Source organism: Ramlibacter pinisoli (genome assembly GCF_009758015.1).
GTDB classification, from domain to species: domain Bacteria; phylum Pseudomonadota; class Gammaproteobacteria; order Burkholderiales; family Burkholderiaceae_C; genus Ramlibacter; species Ramlibacter pinisoli.
This window is the reverse complement of sequence record NZ_WSEL01000003.1, coordinates 454,780-480,651: the sequence shown is the minus strand read 5'-3', so window position 1 is coordinate 480,651 and position 25,872 is coordinate 454,780. Positions and strand designations below refer to the sequence as shown.

Here is a 25,872-nt window from a genome sequence, read left to right as displayed (position 1 = left end):
CGGCCGACACCCGCATCCGGAAACCCACATGACGACCCTGGCCAGAGTCACCGTCCTGCGGCTGGCCGTCGTCCCGGTGCTGCTGTTGCTGCTGCTGTTCTTCTACTACCCGCTGGTCCGGATCGCCGGCCTGAGCGTCCACTTCCCGGCTTTCACGCTGGCGGAGTTCACCGCGGCGCTGAATCCCGTCAACTCCGCGATCGCGCTCAGGACGTTCGTGATCGCGGCCAGCGTCACCGGGCTGTGCCTTCTGATCGGCTATCCCACTGCGGCATTCCTGTCGCAACTGCGGGGGACCGCCAAGAAGGTCGTGATCTTCTGCGTGGTGATGCCGTTTCTCACCAGCCTGCTGGTCCGCAGTTACGCCTGGGTCGTCCTGCTGGGGGACGAAGGGGCCATCAACCGGGCGCTGATGGCGCTGCACCTGATCGACAGGCCGCTGGAGCTGCTTTACAGCAGGGCGGGAATGATGATCGGCATGGTTCATGTCATGTTGCCGATCATGATCCTTCCGGTCTATTCATCCATGCAGGCCATGGATCCCATGCTGTGGCGCGCGGCCCAGGGCCTGGGAAGCGGAAGGATCCGGGCCTTCCTGACGGTGTATTTCCCCCAGACGTTGTCCGGGGTGCGCGGCGGATGCATCCTGGTCTTCATCATCTCGCTGGGCTTCTACATCACTCCCGCCATGCTGGGGCACTCGAGTGACCTGATGCTGGGAAACCTGGTCGCCAACAACGTCGAAAGTTCGCTCAATTTCGGCTTCGCCTCCGCCTTGGCGCTGGTCCTTCTTGGCGGCACGCTGCTGATCTTCCTGGCGCTGGGGGGCGTCTCGCTGCGTGCCAAGGGCGCCAAGCAGGCGGATGACGCAGATGTCCCCGCGCGGGGCTCCGCGCGCTCCCTTTCACGCCTGCTGCCTTCGCAGCTCGCCGACCTGACGCCCGCAGTCGCGCTCAGTGGCCTGCGCTGGCGGCGCCAGAGGGAGCGCGAGCAGGCAAGCGGGGGCCTGAATGGGCGGCACCTGCTGTTCGCCTTCGGCACGCTGGCGTGCATTTACCTGGTCCTGCCCAGTGTGATCGTGGTGATCGCCTCGTTCAACGGCAGGGATACCCTGGCATTCCCGCCCACCGAGTGGTCCCTGCGCTGGTATGAATTCCTCCTGCGCGATGCCGACTGGCGACATGCGGGCCTGGCCAGCCTGAAGATTGCCGGCACCAGCGGGTTGCTGACGGTGCTGCTCGGAACCGCGGCTGCCTACGGCATCGCCCGCCTCAGTCCCCGCAACGAGGGCCGTCTGTTCTACGGCCTGGCCCTGGCGCCGATGGTGGTTCCCACCGTGGTGACGGCGCTCGGCGCGTTCAAGGTGCTGTCCGACCTTGGCCTGTATGGAACCTTGAGCGGCGTGGTGGCCATGCACATCTGCCTGTCCATCCCGCTGGTGGTCGTCGTCATGGTCGCTGCGTTCTCGACATTCGACTACCGGCTGGAAATGGCCTCCCAGAGCCTGGGCGCCAGCCGCTCGATGACATTCAAGCGGGTGATGATGCCCCTGCTGCTGCCATCGCTCCTGACCGCCACTCTGCTGGCGTTCCTGCACTCCTTCGATGAACTGATCATCACGGGACTGATCGCCGGCACGAAGGTCGTGACCATCCCGATCAAGATGTGGGAGAACATCCGAAACCAGGTCGATCCGGTCATCGCTGCAGTGTCCACGCTGTTGATCCTGCTTCCATTTCTCATGCTGCTGCTACAGCGCACACCCAAAGGCGCGCACGCGGTCTCACCGCCTCTGCACGCCTGACCAACCCAACCATCCAGGAGTTCGATCATGACGCCCCTCGAAGTAGTCAAAGCGTGGCAGAAGGGCCAGCGCGAAGATGGCCGTGCGGCCAACCTCAAGTACCTTGCAGACGACGTGCAGTTGCTGCTGCCAGGCATGAATCCGATCGTCGGCAAGGAAGCGGTTTCCAAGAAGTTCGCTGCAGTCGAGGATGCATTCAAGCCCTTGTTCCATTCGACGATCGACGGCCCCTTCACCGTCTGGATTGCCGAGGGCGACCGCGTGGCCCATCGCTTCCGCTGGAACGGTGAGACGCACGACGGGCAGCTTGTCGACCTGTTCGTGTTCAACCTGTACGTGGTGCGCGACGACAAGATCCTCCACTTCGAGGAGCACATGGATACGCTCACGCGCTCGACGTACAACTACGCGAAGAAGTCGACGGACGGCGCGGCTTACGACCCCAACACGCGCGCCTTCAACTACTGATCCGCGCTGTCCCCTCCGCGTCGGCGATGTCGCCGGCCGGCCTGACCACACCCGCAAGAGGCGATCGATCCACCGGAAGCTCCGGTGGGACGCCCCGGGTGTGCCTGGAAATTCTTGAATCTTTGAAGGAGGCCGTCCATGGCTGTTGATGTTGCAAAAGTCGAGATCAAGCACGTGACCGATGCTTCGGGTCTGGAGCAGCACATTCTCTCGGGGCGAATGAAGGCGGATGAAGTCATCGCGGTGATCGGCAAGACCGAGGGCAACGGAGGCGTCAACGACTTCACGCGGATCCTGTCGGACCAGGCGTTTCGAGCGGTCCTCATGAAGCACGGCACGCGAAGCGTCGCGGAAGTCAAGCAGATCCCGATGGTCTGGTCGGGCGGGTGCGATGGCGTCATCACCCCGCACGCGACGGTGTTCGCGCGCAACGCCAAGACCGGCACCAAGGGCAAGGGCAGGCTGGCGATCGGCATTGCGATGAGCAGGACCATCAAGCCCGAGGACATCGGCCGCCTCGCGATGGTCGAGATCGTCGCGGAAGGCGTTCTCGCCGCGATGAAGAACGCCGGCATCACCGATCCGAAGGACGTGCACTACGTCCAGACCAAGACTCCGCTCCTGACGATCGAGACGATCCAGGACGCCGAGCGGCGCGGTCAATCGGTCGTCTGCGACGTGCATGAATCGATGGGTGTTTCGAATGGCACCACCGGCCTTGGCATCGCCGTGGCATTGGGTGAGATCTCGATGCCCAGGGCCGATGAGATCTGCCGCAATCTCGCCCTGTATTCGTCCGTTGCGTCGTGCTCGTCCGGCGTGGAGCTCGACTGCGCCCAGATCGTGCTGATCGGCAACGTCGACGGCGCCGGCGGCCCCTTCCGCATCGGCCACAGCGTGATGAAGGATGCGCTCGACATCGACGGCATCTACGCCGGCATCCGCAATGCGGGGCTGGACCTGCCCGAGCGGGCACGGGCTTCCGACCTGGGCGGCAAGCTCGTCAATTGCTTCATCAAGTGCGAGGCCGACAAGAGCGGCGTGCTGCGTGGGCGGCGCCAGATCATGCTGGACGACTCCGACGTGCACCACCATCGACACAGCAAGGCGGCCGTCGGCGGTGTGGTGGCGGCAGCGATCGGCGATCCGGCGGCGTTCGTTTCCGTCGACGCCATGCACCAGGGACCGCACGGAGGCGGGCCGATGGTCGCCATCGTCGACCTGGGGGAATGACCATGGGCGTCGCCCAACTGGAAAGCGACCTGACCAGGTTGGGGGCGGTCGAGCAGCGCGACCTGGTTCGCGCCCGGAAAGTCAGCCCCGTTGAACTGCTGGACGCGCACCTCGCTGCCATCGCACGCCTCAACCCGGTTCTCAATGCCATCGTCACGCTTTGCACCGAGGAGGCCAGGAAAGCGGCCCGCCAGGCCGAAGACGCGGTGATGCGCGGCGGCGACCTCGGCATCCTGCACGGGTTGCCGGTCGTCATCAAGGACATCACCGAGACGGCCGGAATCCGCACCACCTATGGCTCGCCGCTCTACGCGGATCACGTGCCGGACCACGACGCCGAGGTCGTGGCCCGGCTCAAGCGGGCAGGCGCCATCATCCTGGGGAAATCCAACACACCCGAGTTCGCGGCTGGCGCCAGTACGGTCAATGCAGTCTTCGGCGCGACTCGCAACCCCTGGAATCCGGCCCTCAGCCCGGCTGGGTCGTCGGGCGGTTCGGCCGCCGCCGTTGCCAGCGGCATGGTCCCGCTTGCCCAGGGGACCGATTTCGGCTGCTCCGTCCGGATCCCGGCGGCGTTCTGCGGGATCGTGGGCCTGCGCACGACGCCGGGCCTGATCCCGAACGACCCCATGGCACTGCCCTGGGACCCGGGCCAGGTGCACGGCCCCCTGGCGCGAAAAGCCGAGGACGCCGCGCTGATGCTCGACGCCATGGTCGGCCTCGACCCGTTGTGGCCGATCTCCGTCGCGCCGACATGGCGCAGTGCGCTGGACGAAGTCCGCGGTGCCAACGACATTGCAGGTTTGCGCATCGCCTATGTCTCCGACATCGCCGGAATCGGTGTCGATCCGGAAGTGGAGCGCGTATGCCGCGCAGCAGTGCACCGCCTTGCCGCGGACGGCGCGCGCGTCGACGAGATCGCTTTCTCGGCTGCCGAGGGGCGCGAAGCCTACATGACGCTGCGCGCGGATTGGATGGTCGGCCAGCAGTTCGAGCGGCTGCACCTGCTGGACAAGATGGGGAAGAATCTCGCCGGCAACGTTCGCGACGGCCTGGAGGTGGGTTCGCGCGACATGGCTGCCGCGCAGCAGGTGCGTGCCGGGTTGCTGCGCAAGTTCCGGCAGCTGTTCGGCGACTACGATTTCCTGATCACGCCAGCCGCGCCCGTGGAACCGTTCCCGGTCGAACAAGGATTCCCCGACTCGATCGGCGGCGTGAAGTTGAGCAACTATGTCGACTGGATTGCACCGGCTTACCTGGTGACCCTGATGAGTCTGGTCGGCTGTTCGGTGCCGGCCGGACTGAGCAGGAGCGGGCTTCCCGTCGGGTTGCAGATCATCGGACCGCGTTTTTCCGAGCCGCGCGTGCTGGGACTCGCCCGCCACGTCCAGCAGGTGCTTCCGATCGGGTGGCCACGGGAAGACGTTCGCCGCTAGTCGTTCGACGACCTCCAGCTCGATTCGTCGGGTCGACAGGGGAGGGGCGTTGCGGGGGGCGACTTGCACCCTGCCCGGGCAGTCGGTCGACTGCACACATCTTGCGAAGATGTGGAGCGGGCGATGGGAATCGAACCCACGTCTTGAGCTTGGGAAGCTCAGGTCCTGCCATTGAACGACGCCCGCGGGACAGGCGCGGATTCTACCCAATGGCCGCGCCTGGGCGGCCGTATTTCAGCCGGAGGGGGCGGCCGCCAGTGGCCGCAGCAGCGGCCGAAGGGCCAGCAGGCCGAGGGCGGGACCCAGCGCCAGCCAGGGCAGCACGGCACCCAGGGGCCAGGCGGCCGCGGCCCGCACGAACAGCTCGATGCTGGCCACGGAGATCGCGAAGCCGAGGCAGTTGGTGAACGTCAGCACGCTGCCGACAACTTCCTTCGGCGCGTTGCGGGCGGTGAGGGCAGAGAACTGCGGCGAGTCGCCGACCACGGTGGTGCCCCAGAGCAGCAGCCAGGCCACGAACAGCGGCGCGGGCGCCTGGAGCAGGACCGGCGCGAGCAGGCAGCAGCAGCCGCTGGTGGCCAGCTGCCATTGGGCGATGCGGGCGCTGCCCAGGCGCCGGGCCAGCAGGCCGCCGGCGATGCAGCCCAGCGCGCCGGCGCCGATGGCCCAGAAGGCCAGGGCGCTCACCCGCGTGCCCTGCCAGCGCACCGCGATGATCACCGGCGCCAGCGCGTAGAACGAGTACAGCTCCCACATGTGGCCGAAGTAGCCGAAGACCGAGGCGCGCAGCCGGGGTTCGGACCAGATCGCGGCCAGGGCGCGCGGCGTCACCCGGGTGCCGACGGTGCGCGGCTGGTCGGGCACCAGCCAGGCGGTGGCGATGCCGCCGAGCGCCGCGAACAGCGAGACCGCCAGGATCACCAGCTGCCAGGGCGCCGCCGCGCCGCCGGCGTCGGCGGCGAGCGCGCGCAGGCCGTGCGGCAGCGCCGTTCCCAGCACCAGCGCACCCACCAGCACCCCGAGCGCGGCACCCAGGCCTTCGCGGTACCAGCTGGCGGCGATCTTCATGCCCACCGGGTAGATGCCGGCCAGCAGGAAGCCGACCGCGAACCGCAACGCCACCAGCAGGCCGAACGATGGCGGCACCAGGACCAGGACGGCGTTGCACAGGGCGCCGAGCAGCGAGCAGGCGAGGAACACCCGGGTCGGACGGAAGCGGTCGGCCAGCATCAGCAGCGCGAAGGCCAGCGTGCCGGCGACGAATCCGAGCTGGACGGAGCTGGTCAGCGTGGCCAGCGCCGTGGCCGGCAGCGCCCAGTTGCGCTGCAGGTCCGGCAGGACGGCATTGACGGCGAACCAGAGCGAGGTGCCGGCGAACTGCGACAGGACGATGACGGGCAGCACCCGCCGCGGGACCGGTGTGGACATGGGCAGACCCCAGTGTCGGTGCACGGGCGGCCGGCCGGCAAGCAGAATGTGTCCGCGCACAGCCGTCCACCGAACAATGAGGAGACCAAGATGACGACACCGACGTCCGCGAGGACCCACCGGGCCCACAGGACCCGAAACGTGGCGTGGCGCGCCGGCGCCCGCGCGCTGGCGGCGCTGGCCTGGGTGGCCGGCAGCCTGCTGGCGGCGCCCGCGCAGGCGCAGGCGCCTGCCGTGCCGGCCATGATCAAGATCTGGATCCCGTTCGCCCCCGGCGGCCCGACCGACGTGTTCGGCCGGCTCGCCGCGGACGCACTGCGCACCAACCTCAAGACCACGGTGGTCACCGAGAACCGGCCCGGCGGCAACGGGGCCGTGGCCGTGAACGCCCTGAAGCTGGGGCCGGCCGACGGCTCCAACCTGCTGTTCGTCAGCTCGGGAATGATCACGTTCAGCCCGTTCATCGACAAGTCGATGGCGTACGACCCGCAGCGCGACCTGGTGCCCATCGTCTGCATCGCGCAGACGGACATCGGACTCATCCTCGCCACCAACGTGCAGGCCACCAACCTGCAGGAATTCCTGCAGCTGGCCCGGCGGTCCAACCCGCCCCTGAGCATGGGGTCGGCCGGGCTGGGCAACATCCTGCATGCCTACATCGAGCTGTTCAAGGATGCGACCCGCGTCGACCTGCTGCACGTGCCGTACAAGGGCGCGTCGCCGGCCTTCGCCGACGTGCTGGCCGGCCAGATCTCGGGCATGTTCATCGCCGTCGGGCTGGCCCAGCCGTCGGTGGCGGCGGGCAAGGCCCGGCTCATCGCCACCGTGGGCAAGCGCAGCGAGCTGGCGCCGGGCGTGCCCACCCTCGCCGAGCAGGGCATCCCGGGCGTCGAGATCCTGCCCTGGTTCGCCATCATGGGACCGCGCGGCATGGCGCCCGAGACGGTGGAGCGCATCGCGGCGGCCGTCCGGGCAGCGGCGGGCACCGAGGACTTCAAGAAGCGCCTGTCCGCCGCCGGGGCCAGCCCGCTGGTGGTGTCGGGGCCGGAGTTCACCCGCATGATCGACGCCGAGAGCCAGACCTGGTCGCGGCTGATCACCGAGAAGAAACTGAAGGCCGAATGAGGCCGCACAAGGAGAATGCAGTGACTGCCATGGTTCGCCGGGTCGTGACCGGCCATGACGCGAACGGCAAGGCCATCGTCCTGTCGGACGGGCCTTCGCCCTTCATCCACACCACGCCGCTGCGGCCAGGGTATGTCTCGACCGACATCTTCCGCACGCTGGAGACGCCGGCATCGATCGCTGGCGAGACGGCCGAGACGACCCTCGGCCCGCGCCGCCAGTTGCCGACGCCGCGCGGCTCCGTCATCCGCGTCAACGTTTTCCCGCCCGACCGCGGCAGCCTGGACGGCATGGACGTCACGACATCGAGCCAGCTGTTCGAGTCGCTGGGCAACCCGGCCGGCCACACCTACGCCGCGTCCGGCCGGCATCCGCTGATGCACCGCACCGAGACCATCGACTATGCGATCGTCCTGGACGGCGAGATCACGATGTTGCTCGACGACTCGGAGGTGGTGCTGAGGGCCGGCGACATCCTGGTGCAGTGCGGCACCAACCACGCCTGGTCGAACCGCTCGGACGCGCCGGCCACGGTGGTGTTCGTGCTGATCGACGGCAAGTACGAGGACGACCTGGCGCAGCGGTTGCCGTCCGGGCACGGTTGACGCCGGGGGCGGCGCCCGGCGCGACAGGCCGAGATCGCCCGACGAGTCCGGGCGGGGCGCGCGCTCAGGCCGCCCGGGGACCCAGGGTCGGCCAGCGGTGCGCCCAGGGCTGCGCCGCTTCGAACGCCTCGCCCAGGTCGAGCAGCAAATCGTCGCGCCCGTAGCCGCCCACCAGTTGCATGCCGATCGGCAGGCCTTCGCTCGACGGTTCGCACGGGACCGCGAGCGCCGGCAGCCCCGCGGCGTTGACCCAGCCGGTGTAGACGGCGTGGCCGCGCGGCCCGACCGGCCGGCCGTCGATGACGGGCGGATACGCGTCGGCCTTCGGCCAGGGCAGGGCCGCGGCCGACGGCAGGGCGATCACGTCGACGCGCTCGAACAGCAGCGCCACCTCGCGGCGCAATCGCCGCACCGATTCCACGATGTGCCAGAGCCGGGCGGCGGGCACCCGCTGGCCGAGCGCGGCCATCTCCAGGTACTTGGGCGATGCCTGCGCGGCCCAGTCGGGGTGCTGCTCGAACATCCGGGCCAGGCCGACCTGGCCGATCTGGGGCCAGGCGTCGGTGAAGAAGCCCAGGTCGAGCGGCAGCGCGCCCGTCTCGACCCGGTGCCCGAGCGAGGCCAGCGCCTGGACGCCGCGCTGCACGCTGGCCGCGATCTGCGGATCGAGCGGGGCATCGCCGAAGCGCTCGACGTAGAGGATGCGCAGTGGCACCGGCGGGGGGGCGGTCGTCGCCGCCCACGCCGCGCTGAACGACGACCGATCGGCGGGGTGCGGCCCCCGCATCTGCCCGAACAGCAGCCTCGCATCGGCCACGGTCCGCGCCAATGGCCCGATGACCTCGAAGTCCAGCAGCAGGCTGGGGAAGACGTGTTCGCGCGGCACGGCGCTGAGCGACGGCTTCAGGCCGACCAGGCCGGCGTGCGACGCGGGGCGGCGGATGGACCCGCCCCCGTCCTGGCCGATCGCCAGCGGACCGATGCCCGCGGCCACCGCGGCGACCGCGCCACCGCTGGATCCGCCGGGGGTGAGCGCGCTGTTCCAGGGGTTGCCGGTGACGCCGAAGACCGGGTTGTCGGTGTAGCCCTCGAGCGCGAACTCGGGCACGTTGGTCTTGCCCAGCACCAGCGCGCCGGCCGCGCGGGCGCGCGCGACGGCCAGCTCGTCCTCGCCGGTGCACCAGTCGCGCAGGCCCCGCGTGCCCCAGGTGGTGGGCTGGTCGCGGGTGTAGAGGCTGTCCTTGACCGACAGCGGAATGCCGTCGAGCGGCGACAGCGGCCGGCCGGCGCGGAACCGGGCCGCGGCCGCCGCGGCCTCCTGCAGGAACGCCTCGTCGCGCCGGGCGATCACCGCATTGAGCAGCGGATTCACCTGCTCCAGGCGGGCCAGGCAAGCCCGGGCCACGGCCACCGGCTCGAGGCTGCCGTCGCGGTAGCGCCGCGCCAGTTCGGTGGCGGCCAGCCGCCACAGGTCGCCGTCGTCCGTCATCGGATCACTTGATGCCGACGATGGGGCCGACCACCTGCTTCCAGGTGGCGGAGCACTTGTCGTAGGACTTGTCGCAGACCTCGCTCCAGGTGGGCAGCGAGACCGTCATCAGCGCGTCGTGGATCAGCTTGTTGTCCGCGGCGCTGACCGGCACGTCGGTCATCTTGTACTTCTTGACCGTCTTGCAGGGTTCCTTGCCGACGTTGCAGCGTGCCGCGTCGTCGAACAGCTCCTTCGAATAGGCCCAGACCTCGGTCTCGAACTTCTTGAACGACTCGGTGAGTTTGGCCTTCTGGTCGGCCGGCAGCTTGTTCCACTTGTCCAGGTTCATCGCATAGGCATTCAGCGCGATCTGGAAGCCGATCGGCATGAAGTGCGTGGTGACCTCGGGCCAGCCGGCCGAGTTGGCGGAGCTGGGGCCGGTGATGGCGCAGTCGGTGACGCCGCGCTCCAGCGCCTGCTGCGTCTCGCCGAACGGGATGGTGACCGGGATGCCGCCCAGCTTCTCGATGAACTTGGCCAGCGAGGCGTCGTACACCCGCACCTTCTTGGCCTTCAGGTCGGCCAGGCCGCCGATCGGCACCTTGCAGAACACCACCTGCGGGCCGAACGGGTACACGCCCAGCAGCTTGCCGCCGTAGCGCTCCTGCAGGCGCTTGTCGAATGCCTCGCGGTAGGCGTCGACCACCTTGCGGGCCGTCTCGTAGTCGGTGGACAGGCCGACGATGTCGGGACCGAGGAAGAACGGCTCGTCGCGCGACACCTGCGCCAGGCGCAGCGTGACGATGTCGAACAGGCCCGACTTGAGGACGCGCAGGCCGTCGGCGTCCTTCACCCCGAGCACGTCCATCGGCTTGTAGTCGACGTCGATGGGGGTGCCGGTGTTCTTCGCGAAGTTCTCGAAGAACGGCTGCTCCTTGGTCTGCTGGATCAGGCCGGTGGCCACCAGGTTGCCGGCCGCGCGCAGCTTCAGGTTCTGGGCATGGCCGGCGGTGAGGCCCAGCGCCAGCGCGCAGGACAGGGCGATCTTGAGCAGTTTCATGGGGAGGGGCGTTCCAGGTTGGGAGGGGAGAGGGAGACGGGTGGGGGTCACTTCAGGCCGACGACCGGGCCGATCACCTGCTTCCAGGCGGCGGAGCACTTGTCGTTGACCTTGTCGCAGGCCTCCGACCACAGCGGCAGCGAGACGGTGCGCACGGCGTCGGCCACCACCTTGCGGTCGGCGGCACTGACCGGCACTTCCTTGAGCGCGAACTTCTTGCCGATCCTGCAGGGGTCCTTGCCCACGTTGCAGCGGGCGGCATCGTCCCAGAGCTCGCGCGAGTAGGTCCAGGCGTCGGCCTCGAACTTGCGGAACGCCTCCGCCAGCTTGGTGCGTTGCTCGGGCGGCAACGCGTTCCACTTGGCCAGGTTGATGGCGAACGCGTTGTAGTGCACCTGGAAACCCAGCGGCAGGGTGTGGGTGGTGACCTCGGGCCAGCCGCCCGAGTTGGCCGAGGCCGGGCCGGTGATGGCGCAATCGGTGACGCCGCGCTCCAGCGCCTGCTGCGTCTCGCCGAACGACAGGCTGACCGGGATGCCGCCCAGGCCCTCGACAAACTTGGCCAGCGACTGGTCGCTCACCCGCACCTTCTTGCCCTTGAGGTCGGCCAGGCCGCTGATGGCCGGCTTGCAGAACAGGATCTGCGGGCCGAACGGGTAGGCGGCCAGCAGCTTGGCGTTGTGCTTGGCCTGCAGCCGCTGGTCGAGCGGCTCGCGCCAGGCGTCGAACACCTTGCGCGCGGTGTCGTAGTCGGTGGACAGGCCCACGATGTCGGGCCCGAGCAGCGTCGGGTCGTCTCGCGAGACCGAGGCCAGGCGCAGCATGACGATATCGAACAGTCCCGAGCGGATGATGCGCAGGCCGTCGGCGTCCTTCACGCCCAGCACGTCCATCGGCTTGTAGTCCATCTCGATCGGCAGGCCGGTGGTCTTCGTGAAACTCTCGAAGAAGGGCTGCTCGCGCTGCTGTTGCAGCAGGCCGGCGGCCACCAGGTTGCCGGCCACGCGAAGCTTGACGGGCTCGGCATGGGCCGCCAGGCCGGCCAGCGCGAACGCAGCGGCCGTGACGAGATGGGACAGGCGAAGGGGTTTCATGGCGTCAGCGTCCATACATCAGGTTGGGCAGCCACGTGGCGATGGCCGGGAAGTGGATCAGGATGGCCGTCATGGCGATCATGGCCACGAGGAAGGGCAGGGTGCCCTGGAAGACTTCGTTGATCGAGCCCTCGCCGCGCACCCCCTGGATGACGTAGAGCGTCATGCCGATCGGCGGGCTGAGGAGGGACAGCTCGCACATCAGCACCATGAAGACGCCGAAGAAGATCGGGTCGATGCCGGCGGCCTGGATGATGGGGAACACCACCGGCAGCGTGCCGACCATCATCGGCATGGTCTCCAGCGCCACGCCCAGCAGCACGTACATGACCGCCAGCACCCACAGCAGCAGCAGTGGCGAGACGTCGAGCGACTTGATCAGGCTGGCGAGCGACTGCGGTACGCCCAGCATGGACAGCACGAAGTTCAGGTAGAGCGCGGCCACCAGGATCAGCGCCGTCATCGCGGTCAGGCGCAGCGTCGAGCGGAAGCACTCGTGCAGCATCGGCACGGTGAGCTTGCCGTAGCCCCAGGCGATCGGCAGGCACACGATGACGCCGAGCGCGGCGCTTTCGGTGACGGTGGCCCAGCCGGTGTAGATGCCGCCCATCACGACGCCGAACACCAGCAGCGGGCCGGCCAGGTGCACCGAGTGCTTCAGGCGCTCGCCCCACGGCACGCCGCCTTCGGGTTTGCCGGCCATCGACGGCCGCCAGACGCAGATGGCCAGGATGGTGAGCAGGAACAGCACCGTCATGATGGCGCCCGGCACGATGCCGGCCATGTACAGCCGCGAGGCCGACGTGTTGGTCATCGAGCCGTAGATGATGAAGGCCACGCCCGGCGGGATGAGGTTGCCCAGGCTGGCGCCGGCGGCGATCGAGCCCAGCACCATGCGCTGGTCGTAGCCGCGGTTCTTGAACGACGGCAGCGCCACCGTGGAGATGGTGGCGGCCGTGGCCACCGACGACCCGCTCACCGCGGAGAAGAGTGCCGAGGCGCCGATGTTGGTGTGCAGCAGCCCGCCGGGCAGCCGTTGGAGCCAATCGGCCAGCGACTGGTACATCTTGTCGGTGGCGCCGCCGCGCATCAGGATCTCGCCGAGCAGGATGTACAGCGGGATCGACAGCAGCAGGTAGTCCTCGCCGGCCGCCCAGATCTGCTCGCCCAGCGCGTTGAAGGCCGGCAGCCCGAAGTGGATGACGGCGCCCAGCAGGCCGACCACCAGCATCGTGGTGGCCACGTGGATGCCCACGAACATCAGGCCCAGCATGAGCAGCAGGCCGATCAGGATCTCGACGGGGCTGATCATGCTTTTGCTCCCGCCAGCGGCGCGGCCGTCGCGTCGGTGTCGGCCGAGGGCTGCAGGTGCAGCTCGGTCTCGGCCTCGATCTCCTCCTCCAGCGTCTGCGGGCCGAACTGGCCGTTCAGCTGGCCGTGCTGGCCCGTGACGAACAGCCGCAGGCAGTGCCCGGCGGCCAGCAGGGCCACGACGGCGAACAGCAGGTACCCGAACAGCCACACCACCTGGGGGATCCACATCGGCGTGGCCAGCGGGGTGGCCGCGGTGGACTTCATGTCCACGCTTTCCAGCACCACGTTCAGGCCGCGCCACAGGCACAAGAGGGCCAGCGCGGTGAGCGTGAGCATGGCCAGCAGGTTCAGCACGGCCTGCACGCGCGGCGAGAACTTCGACAGCAGGAAGTCGACCCGGGTGTGGCTGCGCGAGACCAGCGTGTGGGCGAAGCCGATGCTGCCGACCACCGCGTAGGTGTACGAGCCGACCTCGTCGACACCCTGCAGGCTGAAGCCGAGCAGCTTGCGGCCCAGCATCTCGACGCAGGTGACGACCGACAGGCCGATCAGCCACCAGCCGCAGGCGAGGGCGGCGGCGTCGGTGAAGCCGGCCACGGCGCGGCTGGCGGGTCCGGGTGGGAGCAGCGTCTTCATGGCCGGAGCTCCGGCCGGTGGGTGGGGCAGATCATGGTTTCTCCGACTTTGGTTGCTTCGTTGACTCAGTAGCCCAGCGCGCGCGGCAGCGCGGTCACCAGGGGCGGGAACAGCATGCAGGCCACCAGCACGCCGTACATCAGGACGATGAAGGGCCACAGGTTGGCCACCAGCTCGCGCATTCGCACGCCGGTGATGCCGCAGACCACGAACAGCACCACGCCGACCGGCGGGGTGAGCATGCCGATCACCAGGTTGAGCACGAACAGGAAGCCGAAGTGCAGCGGATCGATGCCGTACTGGATGGCGATCGGGTGCAGCAGCGGCACCAGCATGATGTAGGCAGCGTTCGATTCGAGGAACATGCCGACGACGAACAGCAGCACCGCCACCAGCGCCATGTAGGCGAGAGGGCTGTCGGTGAAGCCGCGCAGCAGCACCGACAGCTTCTGCGGCAGCAGGTCCACCGTCATGAGGTAGGTGATGACCGACGCGAACGCGATCAACGCGCCGACCATGGCGGTGGTGATGGCGGCCCGCACCGCGATGCCGGGCAGGTCGGCCACGCGCAGCGTGCGCGTGACGAAGAAGCCCAGCAGGGCCGCGTAGATGACGGCGATCGCCGAGCCTTCGGTGGCCGTGAACGCGCCGCCGACGATGCCGCCGATGACGACCACCGGCATCGCCAGCACGATCAGCGAACGCTTCAGCTCGGCCACCACGGCTGCCAGCCGGAACGGCTCGCCGGTGACGGCCCAGCCGCGGCGGCCGGCGATCCAGGAGCACAGGGCGATGAAGCCGATCGTGATGACCAGCCCCGGCACCACGCCGGCCATGAACATGCCGCCGACCGATACCGACGAGCCGGCCATGAAGGCGTAGACGATCATCGCGCCGCTGGGGGGGATGATGGGCCCGAGGTTGGCGGCCGCCGCCACGATGGCGGTGGCGAAACCGCGGTCGTACACCTTCGTCAGGGACGGCACCAGGGTCGACGACAGGGCGCTGGCATCCGACACGGCCGCGCCCGACACGGTGGCCAGTCCGGCGCCGGCCAGCATGGTGACGTGTGCCAGGCCGCCGCGCACGCGGCCCACCATCGTATTGGCCAGGGCGATCAGCCGCTCCACGATGCCGGCCTTGATCATCAGCTCGCCGGCGAGCATGAAGAACGGGATGGACATCAGGGGGAACGAGTTGACCGCATGCATCATGCGGGTGGGCACCATCGAGAAATCGACGCCGGTCGCCCACAGGGCGCCGAGCGCTGCAACGCCCATCGAGAAGGCGATCGGCAGGCCCAGCATCGCCAGCGCCATGAATCCCAGAACGACGGCCAGGCTCATTCGGCGCTCCCGGTGCGGGCGGCAGGCGGGCCCTGGACGGCGATGCGCAGCAGGTGCAGGGCGGACAGCGCGGCGCCGATGGCCACCGGCACGATGAACCAGCCGACGCTCAGGTCGACCGTGGACATCAGCTCGTCCCACTGCTCGAGGGAGACGCGCACCGCCGCCCAGGCGATCAGCGCCATCAGCACCGTCGCCAGCAGGGCGCCGGCGCGGCGCAGCTGCGCGCCGGCCGCCGCCGGGAGCTTGTCCACCAGCAGGTCGATGCCGATGTGCGAGCCCTCGCGCACGCCCAGCGGGATGGCGAGGAAGACCGACCAGACGAAGCCCAGGCGGCCGATCTCATCGGCCCAGTCGAGCGAGCGGTTCAGGCCATAGCGCAGGGCCACCTGGGCCGAGACGACGACGACCATGGCGGCCATGGCCGCAAGCACAAGGCCGGTGACGGCCCGGTCGGCCAGGCCGAGCAGGCGCAGCGGCCAGGCCGGCGGGTGGGAGGTTGCGAGGGGGAGTGCCTGGTCCATGGTCGTGCCCGGTGCCGGTCAGTGCTTGGCGGCCTCGGCTAGGACCTGGTTGACCAGGTCGGCGCCGGCGCGCTTCTTGACGTCCTCGACCACCGGCAGCGTCGCCTTGCGCATCTCGTCGCGTGCGGCCGGCGTGAGCTCGGTGAACGTCATCCTGCCCTTCAGCTCGGCGAGTCGCTTGCCCTCTTCCTCGGCGGCCAGCTTGCGCTGGAAGGCGATGGTCGTGGTCATGGCCTCGCGCACCGCCTTCTGCTGCTCGGGCTTGAGCTGCTCGAAGGCCTTCTTGCTGGCGACGACGGCGATGAAGTCGAAGAAATGGCCGGTGTTCGACAGCTGCTTCTGCACCTCGCTGTAGCGGCCGGCGGCGATGACCGTGTAGGGGTTCTCCTGGCCGTCCACCACCCGCTGCTCGAGAGCCGAGTACAGCTCCTTGACGTCCATCGCAACCGGATTGGCACCCAACGCGCGGAAAGTGGCCAGGTGGGTCTCGTTGGGCTGCAGCCGGACCTTCAGGCCCTTGAGGTCGGCCATGGACTTGACCGGCCCCTTGCTGTTGGTGACGTGGCGCATGCCCAGCTCCATCCAGCCGAGACTGGTGAATCCCTTGTCCTGCAGCTTCCTGTCGATCGCGGCGCCGACCGGCCCGTCGATGACGCGGAAGGCGGCCTCGCGGTTGGCGAAGACGAACGGCAGGCTGACCGCCTCCAGCTCGGGGACGATGCGGGACAGGAATGCCGCGCCGACCCAGGTGATGGCCAGGGTGCCGGAGCGCACGGCGTCGACGTTCTCCTTGGCGCCGCCCAGCTGCATGGCCGGGAAGACATCGACCTGCAGCTGGTTGTTGGTGAGCCGCGCGACCTCCTTGCGGAACACCTGCTCGACCGCGACGCTGCTGGGATGTTCGCCGGCGAAATTGCCGGCGATCTGCAGCTTCTGCTGGGCCAGCGCCGGCAGCGGCGCGGCGAGCGCCAGGGCGCAGGCGAGCGCCAGGCGGCGCAGGGAGGGGACGGGACGGGTCATGGGCGGGGCTCCTGGGAAGGGTTCGGGGGTCAGCGCGGCGCGTCGAGGCGGCGCGCCAGGGCGGGCGGCAGGCCGCGGTGGGGCTTGGCAGGCGGCATCGCGTAGCTGCCGGCGGTGGCGGCGCCCGGCTGCAGCGCGACGAGCGACTCGGCGTGGCGGATGGCGCTGCTGACGCCGTCGACCACCGGCACGGCGATCTGCCCGGCGACGCTGCGCGCCAGGCCGGCCAGCGGCGCGCCGGCCAGCACGATGACCTCGGCGCCGTCCTCGCGCACGCAGGCGTCGCACAGCTCGAGCAGGCGGTCGCGGTGCTCCTGCTGCACGGAGCCCGGGCCCGACAGCGGCCGGTCGAGGAAGCGCAGGCTGGCCATGCGGTCGGTGAAGCCGTAGGCGTGCACGGTCTCGCGGTACCAGGCAGCGATGCGGCGCGAGATGGCCACGATGGAGAAGCGCCGGCCCAGCAGGTGGGCGCTGGCCAGGGCGGCCTGCGTCATGCCCACCACCGGGATCGGCAGCAGCTCGCGGATGCCGTCGGCGCCGGCGTCGCCGAAGGCCGCCACCACCACGGCGTCGTGGCCCTCGGCATGCTCGGCGGCCAGCTGCAGCGTGGCGTAGGCGCCGACGATGGCTTCCATGCGGGTCTCGATGTAGGCGACGCCGAATGGCGCCGTGAGCACCGTCAGTTCCGTGCCCGGGCTGGCGCTGCGCTGCGCCTCGGCGCGGATCAGCGCCGTGACGTCGTCCGAGATGTTGGGGTTGATGACCAGTAGGCGCATTTCGTCCTCCGGTTGTCAGCGCTTGGGCAGCAGGGTGGGCTGGCCGCAGGGCAGGAAGCGGCCGCGGCCTTCGCGGCCCACCACCTGCCGGCCGTCCCAGACCACCTCGCCGCGGCTGAGCGTCAGCGCGGGCCAGGCCTGCAGCACCATGCCTTCATAGGGGGTGTAGTCGACCGCGTGGTGCAGGGCGGCATTGCGCACCACGTGCTCGTGCTCATCCCAGATCACCAGGTCGGCATCGCTGCCGATGGCGATGGTTCCCTTGCGCGGGTGCAACCCGTAGGCCTTGGCCGGGTTGGTGGCGGTGAGCTCGACGAATTTCTGCAGCGTGATGCGGCCGCCCAGGACACCTTCCGAATAGAGCAGCGGCAGCCGCGTCTCCAGGCCCGGGATGCCGTTCGGGATGTGGCGGAACGGCACCTCGGCGCCGCCCGGCTTCTTGCCCTCGGGCGCGTCGAACTTGAAGGGCGCATGGTCGGACGAGAACACCGTGAACAGCCCGTCGGCCAGGCCGTCCCAGATCACCTGCTGGTTCTCCTTGCCGCGCGGCGGCGGGCTGCAGATGCACTTGGCCCCGTGGTAGCTGTCGTCGATGCCCAGGTCCTCGGCGGTGAGGAACAGGTACTGCGGGCAGGTCTCGGCGAACACCGGCAGGCCGTGCGCGCGTGCCCAGCGGATCTGCTCGACCGCTTCCTTGCCGGACACGTGGACGATGAGGATGGGCACGTCGACCAGCTGCGACAGGGCGATGGCGCGGTGCGTGGCCTCGCGCTCGACCAGCATCGGCCGCGCATGGGCGTGGAAGCGCGGGGCGGTGCGGCCGGCCGCTTCCAGCCGCCTGGTCAGCCACTCGATGCAGTCGGCGTTCTCGGCATGCAGCATGGCCAGCGCGCCGTGGGTGCGGGCGACGTCCAGCACGTCGAGGATCTGGCCGTCGTCCAGCTTGAGGTCGTCGTAGGTCATGTAGACCTTGAACGAGGTGTAGCCCTCGCCGATGAGGGCCGGCAGTTCGGTGGCCAGGACCTCGGGCGTGGGGTCGCTCACGATCAGGTGGAAGGCGTAGTCGATGACCGCGCGCCCTTCGGAGCGCGCGTGGTAGTCGACGACGGCAGCGCGCAGCGACTCGCCCTTGGCCTGCGCGGCGAACGGGATGACGGTCGTGGTGCCGCCGGCCGCGGCCGACCGCGTGCCCGTGCGGAAATCGTCGGCCATGCGGGCCGGCGCTTCCATGGGCTGGTCGAGGTGGCAGTGCGCGTCCACGCCGCCGGGGGTGACGGTGCGGCCCCGCGCGTCGATCTCGGCCTGGCCCTGGGCCAGGCCCTGGCCGAGTTGCACGATGCGGCCGCCGCGGATGCCGATGTCGGTCTCGAACACGTCGCTCGCGGTGGCGGCGCGCGCCTGGCGGATCACCAGGTCGAAGGTTGCGTTGCTCATCGGGCGACCTCGGTGGGCACCAGCGTTGTGCGACAAAAGCATCCAGTTGGTGCAGACATGATTGTCGACAACTTGGAGTGCGCGCAAGCGGTGCCGGCAGGCAGATGAAGGCTGGACATCAGGACTCTCTGTGCAAGTAGCGGGCCAGCAGGACGGGTCGGCCACTGGAATTAGCTGGTGAGACTATCGATCGGTCGCCGCCGTCAGGCGGTCGGTGTTTACACTGATGTCAACAAAATCGCGGTGATTCTGTTCAAATGTTGTGCACCGCCCCCTGGCGCAGCCCTTGCTGGATCCCTCCATGCCCGAACCCATCCGCCTCGGCGTGCTGACGCCTTCGTCCAACACCGCCCTGGAGCCCCTCACCCAGGCGATGCTGGCCGGCCTGCCGGACGCCAGTGCCCATTTCTCCCGCTTCAAGGTCACCGAGATCGCGCTCGATCGGCAGGCCCTGGTGCAGTTCGACGACGCCAGGATCCTGGCCGCGGCCGAGTTGCTGGCCGACGCCAAGGTGCAGGTCATCGGCTGGAGCGGCACGGCCGCCGGCTGGATGGGGTTCGAACAGGACCGCCGGCTGTGCGAGCGCATCACCGCGCTCACCGGCATCCCGGCGACGACGGCGGTGCTCGCGCTGAACGAACTGCTGGCCATCCGCGGGGTGCGCGAACTGGCGCTGGTGACGCCCTACACGGCCGACGTGCAGCAGCGCATCGTCGACAACTACCGCGCGCTGGGCATCGAGATCGTGGCCGAGCGCCACCTGTCGATCCGCGACAACCATGCCTTCGGGCTGGTGCCGCCGGCGCAGCTGCGGCAGATGATCGAGGACGTCGCGCAGGCCAGGCCGCAGGCGATCGCCACCTATTGCACCAACCTGCGCGCCGCGCCGCTCGCCGACGATGTGGAGCGCCGCCTCGGGATTCCGCTGCTGGACACCGTCGCCACCACCGTGTGGGGCATGCTTCGCGCCGCCGGTGCGCCGGCCGCGGCGATCCGGGGCTGGGGAGGCCTGTTCCAATGGACCTGACCCGCGGGCGGCGCGCACCCGTCGATAGAATGCCCGCCGACCCCTCCACCCCGCCTGCCATGCCCGCCACCGCGCGCAAGAGTGCCCCGAGCGCCAAGCGCACCCCCAGCCCCGAGCGGCCCGAACGCGACGCCACGGTCGACGAGATCTACGAGCGCATCTACGTCGCCATCCTGGAGCACCGGTTGCAGCCGGGCATCAAGCTGGGCGAGGAGAAGATGGCGGAGATCTTCGGTGTCAGCCGCGCGCGCATCCGCGAGGTGCTGGCCAGGCTGGCCCACGAGCAGATCGTCGAGCTGTATCCGCAGCGCGGCGCCTATGTGGCCAAGCCGACCCCCGAGCAGGCGCGCGACGTGTTCGAGGCCCGGCGCCTGATCGAGCCCGCCGTGCTCAAGCGGCTGATCGACACGGTAACTGCCGACAAGATCAACCGCCTGCGCCAGCACGCCGAACTGGAGGCCGATGCGCGCCGCCGCAACGACAAGCGCGCCGTCATCCGGCTCTCGGGCGAGTTCCACACCCTGGTCGCGGAACTGGCCGGCAACTCGTCCCTGGCCCGCAGCATGCGCGAGCTGTGCATGCTGACCTGCCTGACGATCTTCCTGTACGACGCGCCCACGGCCCAGAGCTGCCGGCACGACGAGCACAGCCTCATCATCGACGCGCTGGCGAAGAAGGACCGTGCCCGGGCCGAAAAGCTGATGCTGGACCATCTCGACCACATCGAGGGCAGCCTGCAGCTCGAGGACAACGGCGGCGAAGCCGACCTGGTCGAGATCTTCCGCGCGTGAAGGAATAGGCCGCCCGGCCGGCGGCCCTTGCACCGGCGGGAGCCGTCCTCTAGGAGCCGCCCTCGCTCGGGTGGCGCGGCGCCGAAGGCGTCGGGTACATCTGGTCGTTGCCCTGCGATGCGCCGGCGCTCCCCGTGCGGGGACCGCCATCGGTCGGGTACTGCGGCCCGCCGGCGTAGCCAGTGCCCTGGTAGCTGCCGCCGGTGCCGCCCGTGGAGCCGCCACCCTGGTAGCCGCCACCGGCGGAACCGCTGCCGTACCCGCCAGTCGCCACGCCGGCGGCCTGCTCGCGCGCCATCTCACTGCCTGCCTCGGCGGCCCGGGCCAGCCGGGGCGCGTTGTCCTGCGCCGCGGCGTACCACTTGTTCAGGATCTGGCTGGCGGTCTCGCGCCCGCCCAGGCCGAAGGCCAGCCCCAGGCCCAGTGCGATGGCGCCGACGAAGGCCATGAACAGCGTGTTCACCAGCGTGGTCGCGATGCCGATCTGGTTGACGGCGACCACGATCGCGAAGGTCCAGACCAGGGCCGAGGCCACCTTGGCCAGCAGGTTGGCGTTGCTGATGCCGGCTTCGCTGGCGGCACCGCGCACGAGGTTGCTCAAAGCGCGGGCGGCCAGGCCGCCGATCACCAGCACCACCAGGGCCACGACCACGTTGGGCAGCCACAGCAGCAGTTCGCGCAGCACGTCCGACACGGCCGGCAGGCCCAGCGCATCGAAGGCGACCACCAGCGCGATCAGGCGGATGAACCACTTGGCCACCAGCCCGATCATCCCGGCCGGGTCGGTGCCGGTCCCCATCCTCTGCACGAAGTCGCCCAGGCCGGAGCGCCCCGCCAGGTCGTTGAACTTCACCGTGCGCAGCACGGCGGCGATGGCCTTCTCGACCAGTGCCGACAGCAGCCAGCCGACGATGACGATGACGGCAAAGCCGATGATCTTGGGAATCGCGGAGAGGAACATGGCCAGCGCAGCGGCCAGCGATGTCATCAGCGCTGCGCTCCAATCGGTGATTGCTGTGGTCATGGGTGACTCCGGCAGGGGGAAGTGGGGGTATCCATGACTCTCCTGTTGGTGCCGGAGGTGCGAAGTCAGCCGAAGCCCGGGGGCGGTGTAGGAGGGGAGTTCAGCAGGTACCGCGGCTGGGGTACCTGCCCGCGCGGCCAGCCTGGCTCGGCCGTGGCCAGCCACGACGCGTGCGGGGCCTGTCGGGCGAGCGACGGCAGCGGCGTGCATCCGCCCCTAGACTGCCGAGCACTCCCGGAGACCCACAAAAAATGAGCCGCCTTGCCGCCCTGCGTCCAGCCCTGCCATTGCTGCTGGGGGCATCGCTCCTGCTGACCTTCGCGATGGGGCTGCGGCAGAGCCTGGGCATCTTCATGCCCAGCCTCACGCGCGACATCGGCATCCCGGTGGCCGACTTCACGCTCGCCATCGCGGTCCAGAACCTGTCGTGGGGCGTGCTGCAGCCGTTCGCCGGCGCGCTGGCGGTGCGGGTGGGCTACCGGCCGCTGATGCTGGGCGGCGCGGTGGTGTACATCGCCGGGCTGGTCCTGCTGGCCAGCGCCGGCGGCCTGGTGCCGGTGATCGCCGGCGCCGGCCTGTGCATCGGGCTTGCCATGGCCTGCACCGGCCCGGCCATGGCCATGGCGGTCGCCGCGCGCGCCGTGCCGGCGGCGGTGCGCAGCACCGTGCTGGGCATCGTGTCGGCCGCCGGCTCGCTCGGCGCCATGGTCGCCGCGCCGGTCGGCCAGCTGCTGATGCAGCAGCAGGGCTGGCGCATCGGGCTGGTGGGCTTCACGCTGATGGCCCTGGTGATGCTGCCGGCGGCCTGGTTTGCGGGCCGCGGCGATCGCGAGCCGCTGCCCGCTTACGGTGCCGCGGCCGGCGACGAGACTGCTGCGGCGGCGCTGCGCGCAGCCTTCGGCAGCGTGCCCTTCCTGGTCATGGCGGCGGCGTACTTCGTCTGCGGCATGCAGCTGATCTTCCTGACCACGCACCTGCCGGCCTACCTCGAGATCTGCGGCATGGATCCCATGCTCAGCGCGCAGGCGCTGGGCTGCATCGGCGCCTTCAACGTGCTGGGCAGCCTGTTCTTCGGCTGGGCCGGCGGTCGCTGGAACAAGCTGCTGCTGCTCGGCCTGATCTACACCCTGCGCTCGGCCACGCTGGCCTGGTACTTCCTCTCGGTGCCGACGCCGGCCAGCACGCTGTTCTTCGCCTCGGTCATGGGATTCCTCTGGCTGGGGGTGGGGCCGCTGGTGGCCGGCTGGATCGTCGACCGGTTCGGCCTGCGCTGGCAGGCGATGCTGGGCGGGGTGGCCTTCGTCAGCCACCAGGTCGGCAGCTTCGCCGGTGCCTACGGCGGCGGGCTGCTGTTCGACGCGCTGGGCAACTACACCTTGGCCTGGCAGATCGGCGTGGCGGTGGGGCTGGCGGCGGGCATCGCCCAGATCGCGTTCGCGTTCGCGGCCCGCGCGCGGCCGCCCGGGCCCACCCCGGCCGCGGCCTGACCCAAACCTATAATCCACCCCTTCGCGCGCGCGTGCGCGCCGTCACCCGCTTCCGCCCCCATGCCGGAAGCCCCAGCCCATCACCATGACTTCCAAGCAGCCCGTCACCGTCGCCGAGATCCGCAAGACCTTCCTGGACTTCTTCGCCAGCAAGGGCCACACGGTCGTCGATTCCAGCCCGCTCGTGCCGGGCAACGACCCGACGCTGATGTTCACCAACTCGGGCATGGTGCAGTTCAAGGACGTGTTCCTGGGCACCGACAAGCGGCCCTACGTGCGCGCCGCGTCGGTGCAGGCCTGCCTGCGTGCGGGGGGCAAGCACAACGACCTGGAGAACGTGGGCTACACCGCGCGGCACCACACCTTCTTCGAGATGCTGGGCAACTGGAGCTTCGGCGACTACTTCAAGCGCGAGTCGCTCAAGTGGGGCTGGGAACTGCTGACCGAGGTGTACGGGCTGCCCAGGGACAAGCTGCTCGCCACGGTCTACCACGAGGACGACGAGGCCTACGACATCTGGACCCGGGAGATCGGCCTGCCGCCCGAGCGCGTCATCCGCATCGGCGACAACAAGGGCGGCAAGTACAAGAGCGACAACTTCTGGATGATGGCCGACACCGGCCCCTGCGGCCCCTGCTCGGAGATCTTCTACGACCACGGCGAGGGCATTCCCGGCGGCCCGCCCGGCAGCCCCGACGAGGACGGCGACCGCTTCATCGAGATCTGGAACCACGTGTTCATGCAGTTCGACATGCAGCCGGACGGCAGCGTGGTCAGGCTGCCCGCGCCCTGCGTGGACACCGGCATGGGCCTGGAGCGCCTGGCGGCCATCCTGCAGCACGTGCACAGCAACTACGAGATCGACATCTTCGAGAAGCTGATCGCCGCCGCGGCGCGCGAGACCGGCACCAAGGACCTGGCCAATCCGTCGCTGCGCGTCATCGCCGACCACGTGCGCGCCACCGCGTTCCTGGTCAGCGACGGCGTGATTCCGAGCAACGAGGGCCGCGGCTACGTGCAGCGCCGCATCGTGCGCCGCGGCATCCGGCACGGCTACAAGCTGGGCAAGAAGACGCCGTTCTTCCACAAGCTGGTGCCCGACCTGGTGGCGCTGATGGGCGCGGCCTACCCGCGCCTGCAGGCCGAGGGAAAGCGCATCGCCGAGGTGCTGAAGGCCGAGGAGGAGCGTTTCTTCGAGACGCTCGAGAACGGCATGGAGATCCTCGATGCCGCGATCGGCAGCGACGACACGTCCGACGTGCCGGCGCTGCCGGGGCACGACGTCGCCAGTCCCAGGGTGCTGCCGGGCGAGGTCGCCTTCAAGCTGCACGACACCTATGGCTTCCCGCTCGACCTGACGCAGGACGTCTGCCGCGAGCGCGGCGTCACGGTGGACGTCGCCGGCTTCAATGCTGCGATGGAGAAGCAGAAGGCGGCCGGCCGCGCAGCGGGCAAGTTCAAGATGGACCGCGCGCTGGAGTACACCGGCGCGGGCCACCCGTTCACCGGCTACGAGCGGCTGGAAGAGCCGGCCCGGGTCGCGGCCCTGTACCGCGACGGCACGCCGGTGCAGCAGCTGGCCGAAGGCGAGCAGGGCGTCGTGGTGCTGGACACCACGCCCTTCTATGCCGAGAGCGGCGGCCAGGTCGGCGACAGCGGCGTCCTCACCGCCGAGGGCGTGCAGTTCGGCGTCGAGGACACGCAGAAGATCAAGGCCGACGTCTACGGCCACCACGGTTCGATGGCGCAAGGCACGCTCAAGGTCGGCGATGCGGTCACCGCCCGGGTGGACGTCGCGCGCCGCCAGGCCACCATGCGCAACCACAGCGTCACGCACCTGATGCACAAGGCCCTGCGCGAGGTGCTGGGCTCGCACGTGCAGCAGAAGGGCTCGCTGGTCGATGCCGACAAGACGCGGTTCGACTTCACGCACAACGTGCCCGTCACCGACGAGCAGGTGCGCGAGATCGAGAAGCGGGTCAACGCCGAGATCCTGGAGAACCACGCCACGCAGGCACGCGTGATGGACATCGAGTCGGCCAAGGCCACCGGCGCCGTCATGCTGTTCGGCGAGAAGTACGGCGACAGCGTGCGCGTGCTGGACATCGGCAGCAGCCGCGAGCTGTGCGGCGGCACCCACGTGCAGCGCACCGGCGACATCGGCCTGTTCAAGATCGTGGCCGAGGGCGGCGTGGCAGCCGGCATCCGGCGCGTCGAGGCGGTCACCGGCGCCAATGCGCTGGCCTACCTGCAGCAGGTGGAATCGACCGTGCAGAGCGCCGCCGCGGCGCTGAAGACGCCGGCGGCGGAGCTGCAGGCGCGCATCGGCCAGGTGCTGGACCAGGTGCGCTCGCTCGAGAAGGAAGTGGCGCAGCTCAAGGGCAAGCTGGCCTCGTCGCAGGGCGACGAGCTGGTGGCGCAGGCGGTCGACGTCAAGGGCATCAAGGTGCTGGCGGCCACGCTGCAGGGCGCCGACGCCAAGACGCTGCGCGACACCATGGACAAGCTCAAGGACAAGCTCAAGACGGCGGCCATCGTGCTGGCGGCGGTCGACGGCGGCAAGGTCCAGATCGCGGCCGGCGTCACGGCCGACCGCATGGCCACGGTCAAGGCCGGCGAGCTGGTGAACTTCGTCGCCCAGCAGGTGGGCGGCAAGGGCGGCGGCAAGCCCGACCTGGCCATGGCCGGCGGCACCGATGCCAGCAAGCTGGCCGGCGCCCTGCAGTCGGTGCAGGCCTGGGTGGCCGAGAGGGCCTGATCCCGTTGCCG

At 69.5% G+C, this 25,872-nt stretch carries 22 protein-coding genes and 1 tRNA gene; 10 read left to right on the top strand and 13 right to left on the bottom strand.

The features are described from left to right. Window positions 1–28 precede the first annotated feature (28 nt). The 4 genes from GON04_RS03465 to GON04_RS03450 all read left to right on the top strand — a co-directional run bounded on the left by GON04_RS03465 (window position 29) and on the right by GON04_RS03450 (window position 4,941). On the top strand, window positions 29–1,804 hold the full coding sequence (locus GON04_RS03465) for an ABC transporter permease subunit (RefSeq protein ID WP_157396587.1): 1,776 nt from the start codon (window positions 29–31) through the stop codon (window positions 1,802–1,804). Window positions 1,805–1,831: 27 nt separating this feature from the next. Next, complete coding sequence (locus tag GON04_RS03460; RefSeq protein ID WP_157396586.1) at window positions 1,832–2,272, top strand: nuclear transport factor 2 family protein; 441 nt, start codon at window positions 1,832–1,834, stop codon at window positions 2,270–2,272. Between the two features lie 138 nt (window positions 2,273–2,410). Beyond that, a complete protein-coding gene (gene atzD / locus GON04_RS03455; RefSeq protein WP_157396585.1) occupies window positions 2,411–3,505 on the top strand; it encodes a cyanuric acid amidohydrolase in 1,095 nt (364 codons plus the stop codon). A gap of 2 nt (window positions 3,506–3,507) precedes the next feature. Continuing rightward, window positions 3,508–4,941 carry an amidase gene (locus tag GON04_RS03450; RefSeq protein ID WP_157396584.1) on the top strand — a complete coding sequence of 478 codons (1,434 nt, stop codon included), beginning with the start codon at window positions 3,508–3,510 and terminating at the stop codon, window positions 4,939–4,941. A gap of 112 nt (window positions 4,942–5,053) precedes the next feature. On the opposite strand, the gene GON04_RS03445 is transcribed toward GON04_RS03450, so the two are convergent. Beyond that, a tRNA-Gly gene (locus GON04_RS03445) sits at window positions 5,054–5,127 on the bottom strand. 48 nt (window positions 5,128–5,175) lie between these two features. Next, window positions 5,176–6,369: an MFS transporter gene (locus GON04_RS03440; RefSeq protein ID WP_157396583.1), complete on the bottom strand. Its 1,194-nt coding sequence runs from the start codon at window positions 6,367–6,369 to the stop codon at window positions 5,176–5,178. A 141-nt stretch (window positions 6,370–6,510) separates the two neighbouring features. On the opposite strand from GON04_RS03440, the gene GON04_RS03435 reads away from it, so the two are divergent. Together GON04_RS03435 and GON04_RS03430 are read left to right on the top strand one after the other, a co-directional pair. After that, on the top strand, window positions 6,511–7,494 hold the full coding sequence (locus tag GON04_RS03435) for a tripartite tricarboxylate transporter substrate-binding protein (RefSeq protein WP_157396582.1): 984 nt from the start codon (window positions 6,511–6,513) through the stop codon (window positions 7,492–7,494). Between the two features lie 29 nt (window positions 7,495–7,523). Continuing rightward, window positions 7,524–8,099: a cupin domain-containing protein gene (locus tag GON04_RS03430; RefSeq protein WP_232533008.1), complete on the top strand. Its 576-nt coding sequence runs from the start codon at window positions 7,524–7,526 to the stop codon at window positions 8,097–8,099. Window positions 8,100–8,163: 64 nt separating this feature from the next. Here GON04_RS03430 and GON04_RS03425 read toward each other — a convergent pair whose 3' ends face one another. The 10 genes from GON04_RS03425 to hydA form a co-directional block, all read right to left on the bottom strand. After that, window positions 8,164–9,588, bottom strand: coding sequence for an amidase (locus GON04_RS03425; RefSeq protein WP_157396580.1), 1,425 nt, complete (start codon window positions 9,586–9,588; stop codon window positions 8,164–8,166). Between the two features lie 4 nt (window positions 9,589–9,592). Next, window positions 9,593–10,630 (bottom strand): TRAP transporter substrate-binding protein, encoded by a 1,038-nt coding sequence (locus tag GON04_RS03420; protein WP_157396579.1) that lies wholly within the window; start codon window positions 10,628–10,630, stop codon window positions 9,593–9,595. 47 nt (window positions 10,631–10,677) lie between these two features. After that, entirely contained in the window at window positions 10,678–11,724 is a 1,047-nt protein-coding gene (locus tag GON04_RS03415; protein WP_157396578.1) for a TRAP transporter substrate-binding protein, read from the bottom strand. 4 nt (window positions 11,725–11,728) lie between these two features. Next, complete coding sequence (locus GON04_RS03410; RefSeq protein ID WP_157396577.1) at window positions 11,729–13,036, bottom strand: TRAP transporter large permease; 1,308 nt, start codon at window positions 13,034–13,036, stop codon at window positions 11,729–11,731. Further along, window positions 13,033–13,674: a TRAP transporter small permease subunit gene (locus GON04_RS03405; protein WP_157396576.1), complete on the bottom strand. Its 642-nt coding sequence runs from the start codon at window positions 13,672–13,674 to the stop codon at window positions 13,033–13,035. The genes GON04_RS03410 and GON04_RS03405 overlap by 4 nt, the downstream gene beginning before the upstream one ends. A 65-nt stretch (window positions 13,675–13,739) precedes the next feature. Continuing rightward, on the bottom strand, window positions 13,740–15,020 hold the full coding sequence (locus GON04_RS03400; protein WP_157396575.1) for a TRAP transporter large permease: 1,281 nt from the start codon (window positions 15,018–15,020) through the stop codon (window positions 13,740–13,742). Continuing rightward, complete coding sequence (locus GON04_RS03395) at window positions 15,017–15,544, bottom strand: TRAP transporter small permease (protein WP_157396574.1); 528 nt, start codon at window positions 15,542–15,544, stop codon at window positions 15,017–15,019. Before GON04_RS03395 ends, GON04_RS03400 begins: the two co-directional genes overlap by 4 nt. 18 nt (window positions 15,545–15,562) lie before the next feature. Further along, on the bottom strand, window positions 15,563–16,564 hold the full coding sequence (locus GON04_RS03390; protein ID WP_157396573.1) for a TRAP transporter substrate-binding protein: 1,002 nt from the start codon (window positions 16,562–16,564) through the stop codon (window positions 15,563–15,565). Window positions 16,565–16,593: 29 nt separating this feature from the next. Next, entirely contained in the window at window positions 16,594–17,340 is a 747-nt protein-coding gene (locus GON04_RS03385) for an aspartate/glutamate racemase family protein (RefSeq protein WP_157396572.1), read from the bottom strand. Window positions 17,341–17,355: 15 nt separating this feature from the next. Then, window positions 17,356–18,774: a dihydropyrimidinase gene (hydA, locus tag GON04_RS03380; protein WP_157396571.1), complete on the bottom strand. Its 1,419-nt coding sequence runs from the start codon at window positions 18,772–18,774 to the stop codon at window positions 17,356–17,358. A 301-nt stretch (window positions 18,775–19,075) separates the two neighbouring features. Between hydA and GON04_RS03375 the strand changes: the two genes are divergently transcribed. Together GON04_RS03375 and GON04_RS03370 are read left to right on the top strand one after the other, a co-directional pair. Then, window positions 19,076–19,801, top strand: coding sequence for a maleate cis-trans isomerase family protein (locus GON04_RS03375; protein WP_157396570.1), 726 nt, complete (start codon window positions 19,076–19,078; stop codon window positions 19,799–19,801). 59 nt (window positions 19,802–19,860) lie between these two features. Continuing rightward, complete coding sequence (locus tag GON04_RS03370) at window positions 19,861–20,592, top strand: GntR family transcriptional regulator (RefSeq protein ID WP_157396569.1); 732 nt, start codon at window positions 19,861–19,863, stop codon at window positions 20,590–20,592. A 49-nt stretch (window positions 20,593–20,641) separates the two neighbouring features. On the opposite strand, the gene GON04_RS03365 is transcribed toward GON04_RS03370, so the two are convergent. Further along, on the bottom strand, window positions 20,642–21,616 hold the full coding sequence (locus GON04_RS03365; RefSeq protein WP_157396568.1) for a mechanosensitive ion channel family protein: 975 nt from the start codon (window positions 21,614–21,616) through the stop codon (window positions 20,642–20,644). Window positions 21,617–21,867: 251 nt separating this feature from the next. On the opposite strand from GON04_RS03365, the gene GON04_RS03360 reads away from it, so the two are divergent. Further along, a complete protein-coding gene (locus GON04_RS03360) occupies window positions 21,868–23,103 on the top strand; it encodes an MFS transporter (RefSeq protein ID WP_157396567.1) in 1,236 nt (411 codons plus the stop codon). Window positions 23,104–23,188: 85 nt separating this feature from the next. Next, on the top strand, window positions 23,189–25,861 hold the full coding sequence (gene alaS, locus GON04_RS03355; protein ID WP_157396566.1) for an alanine--tRNA ligase: 2,673 nt from the start codon (window positions 23,189–23,191) through the stop codon (window positions 25,859–25,861). Window positions 25,862–25,872 lie beyond the last annotated feature (11 nt).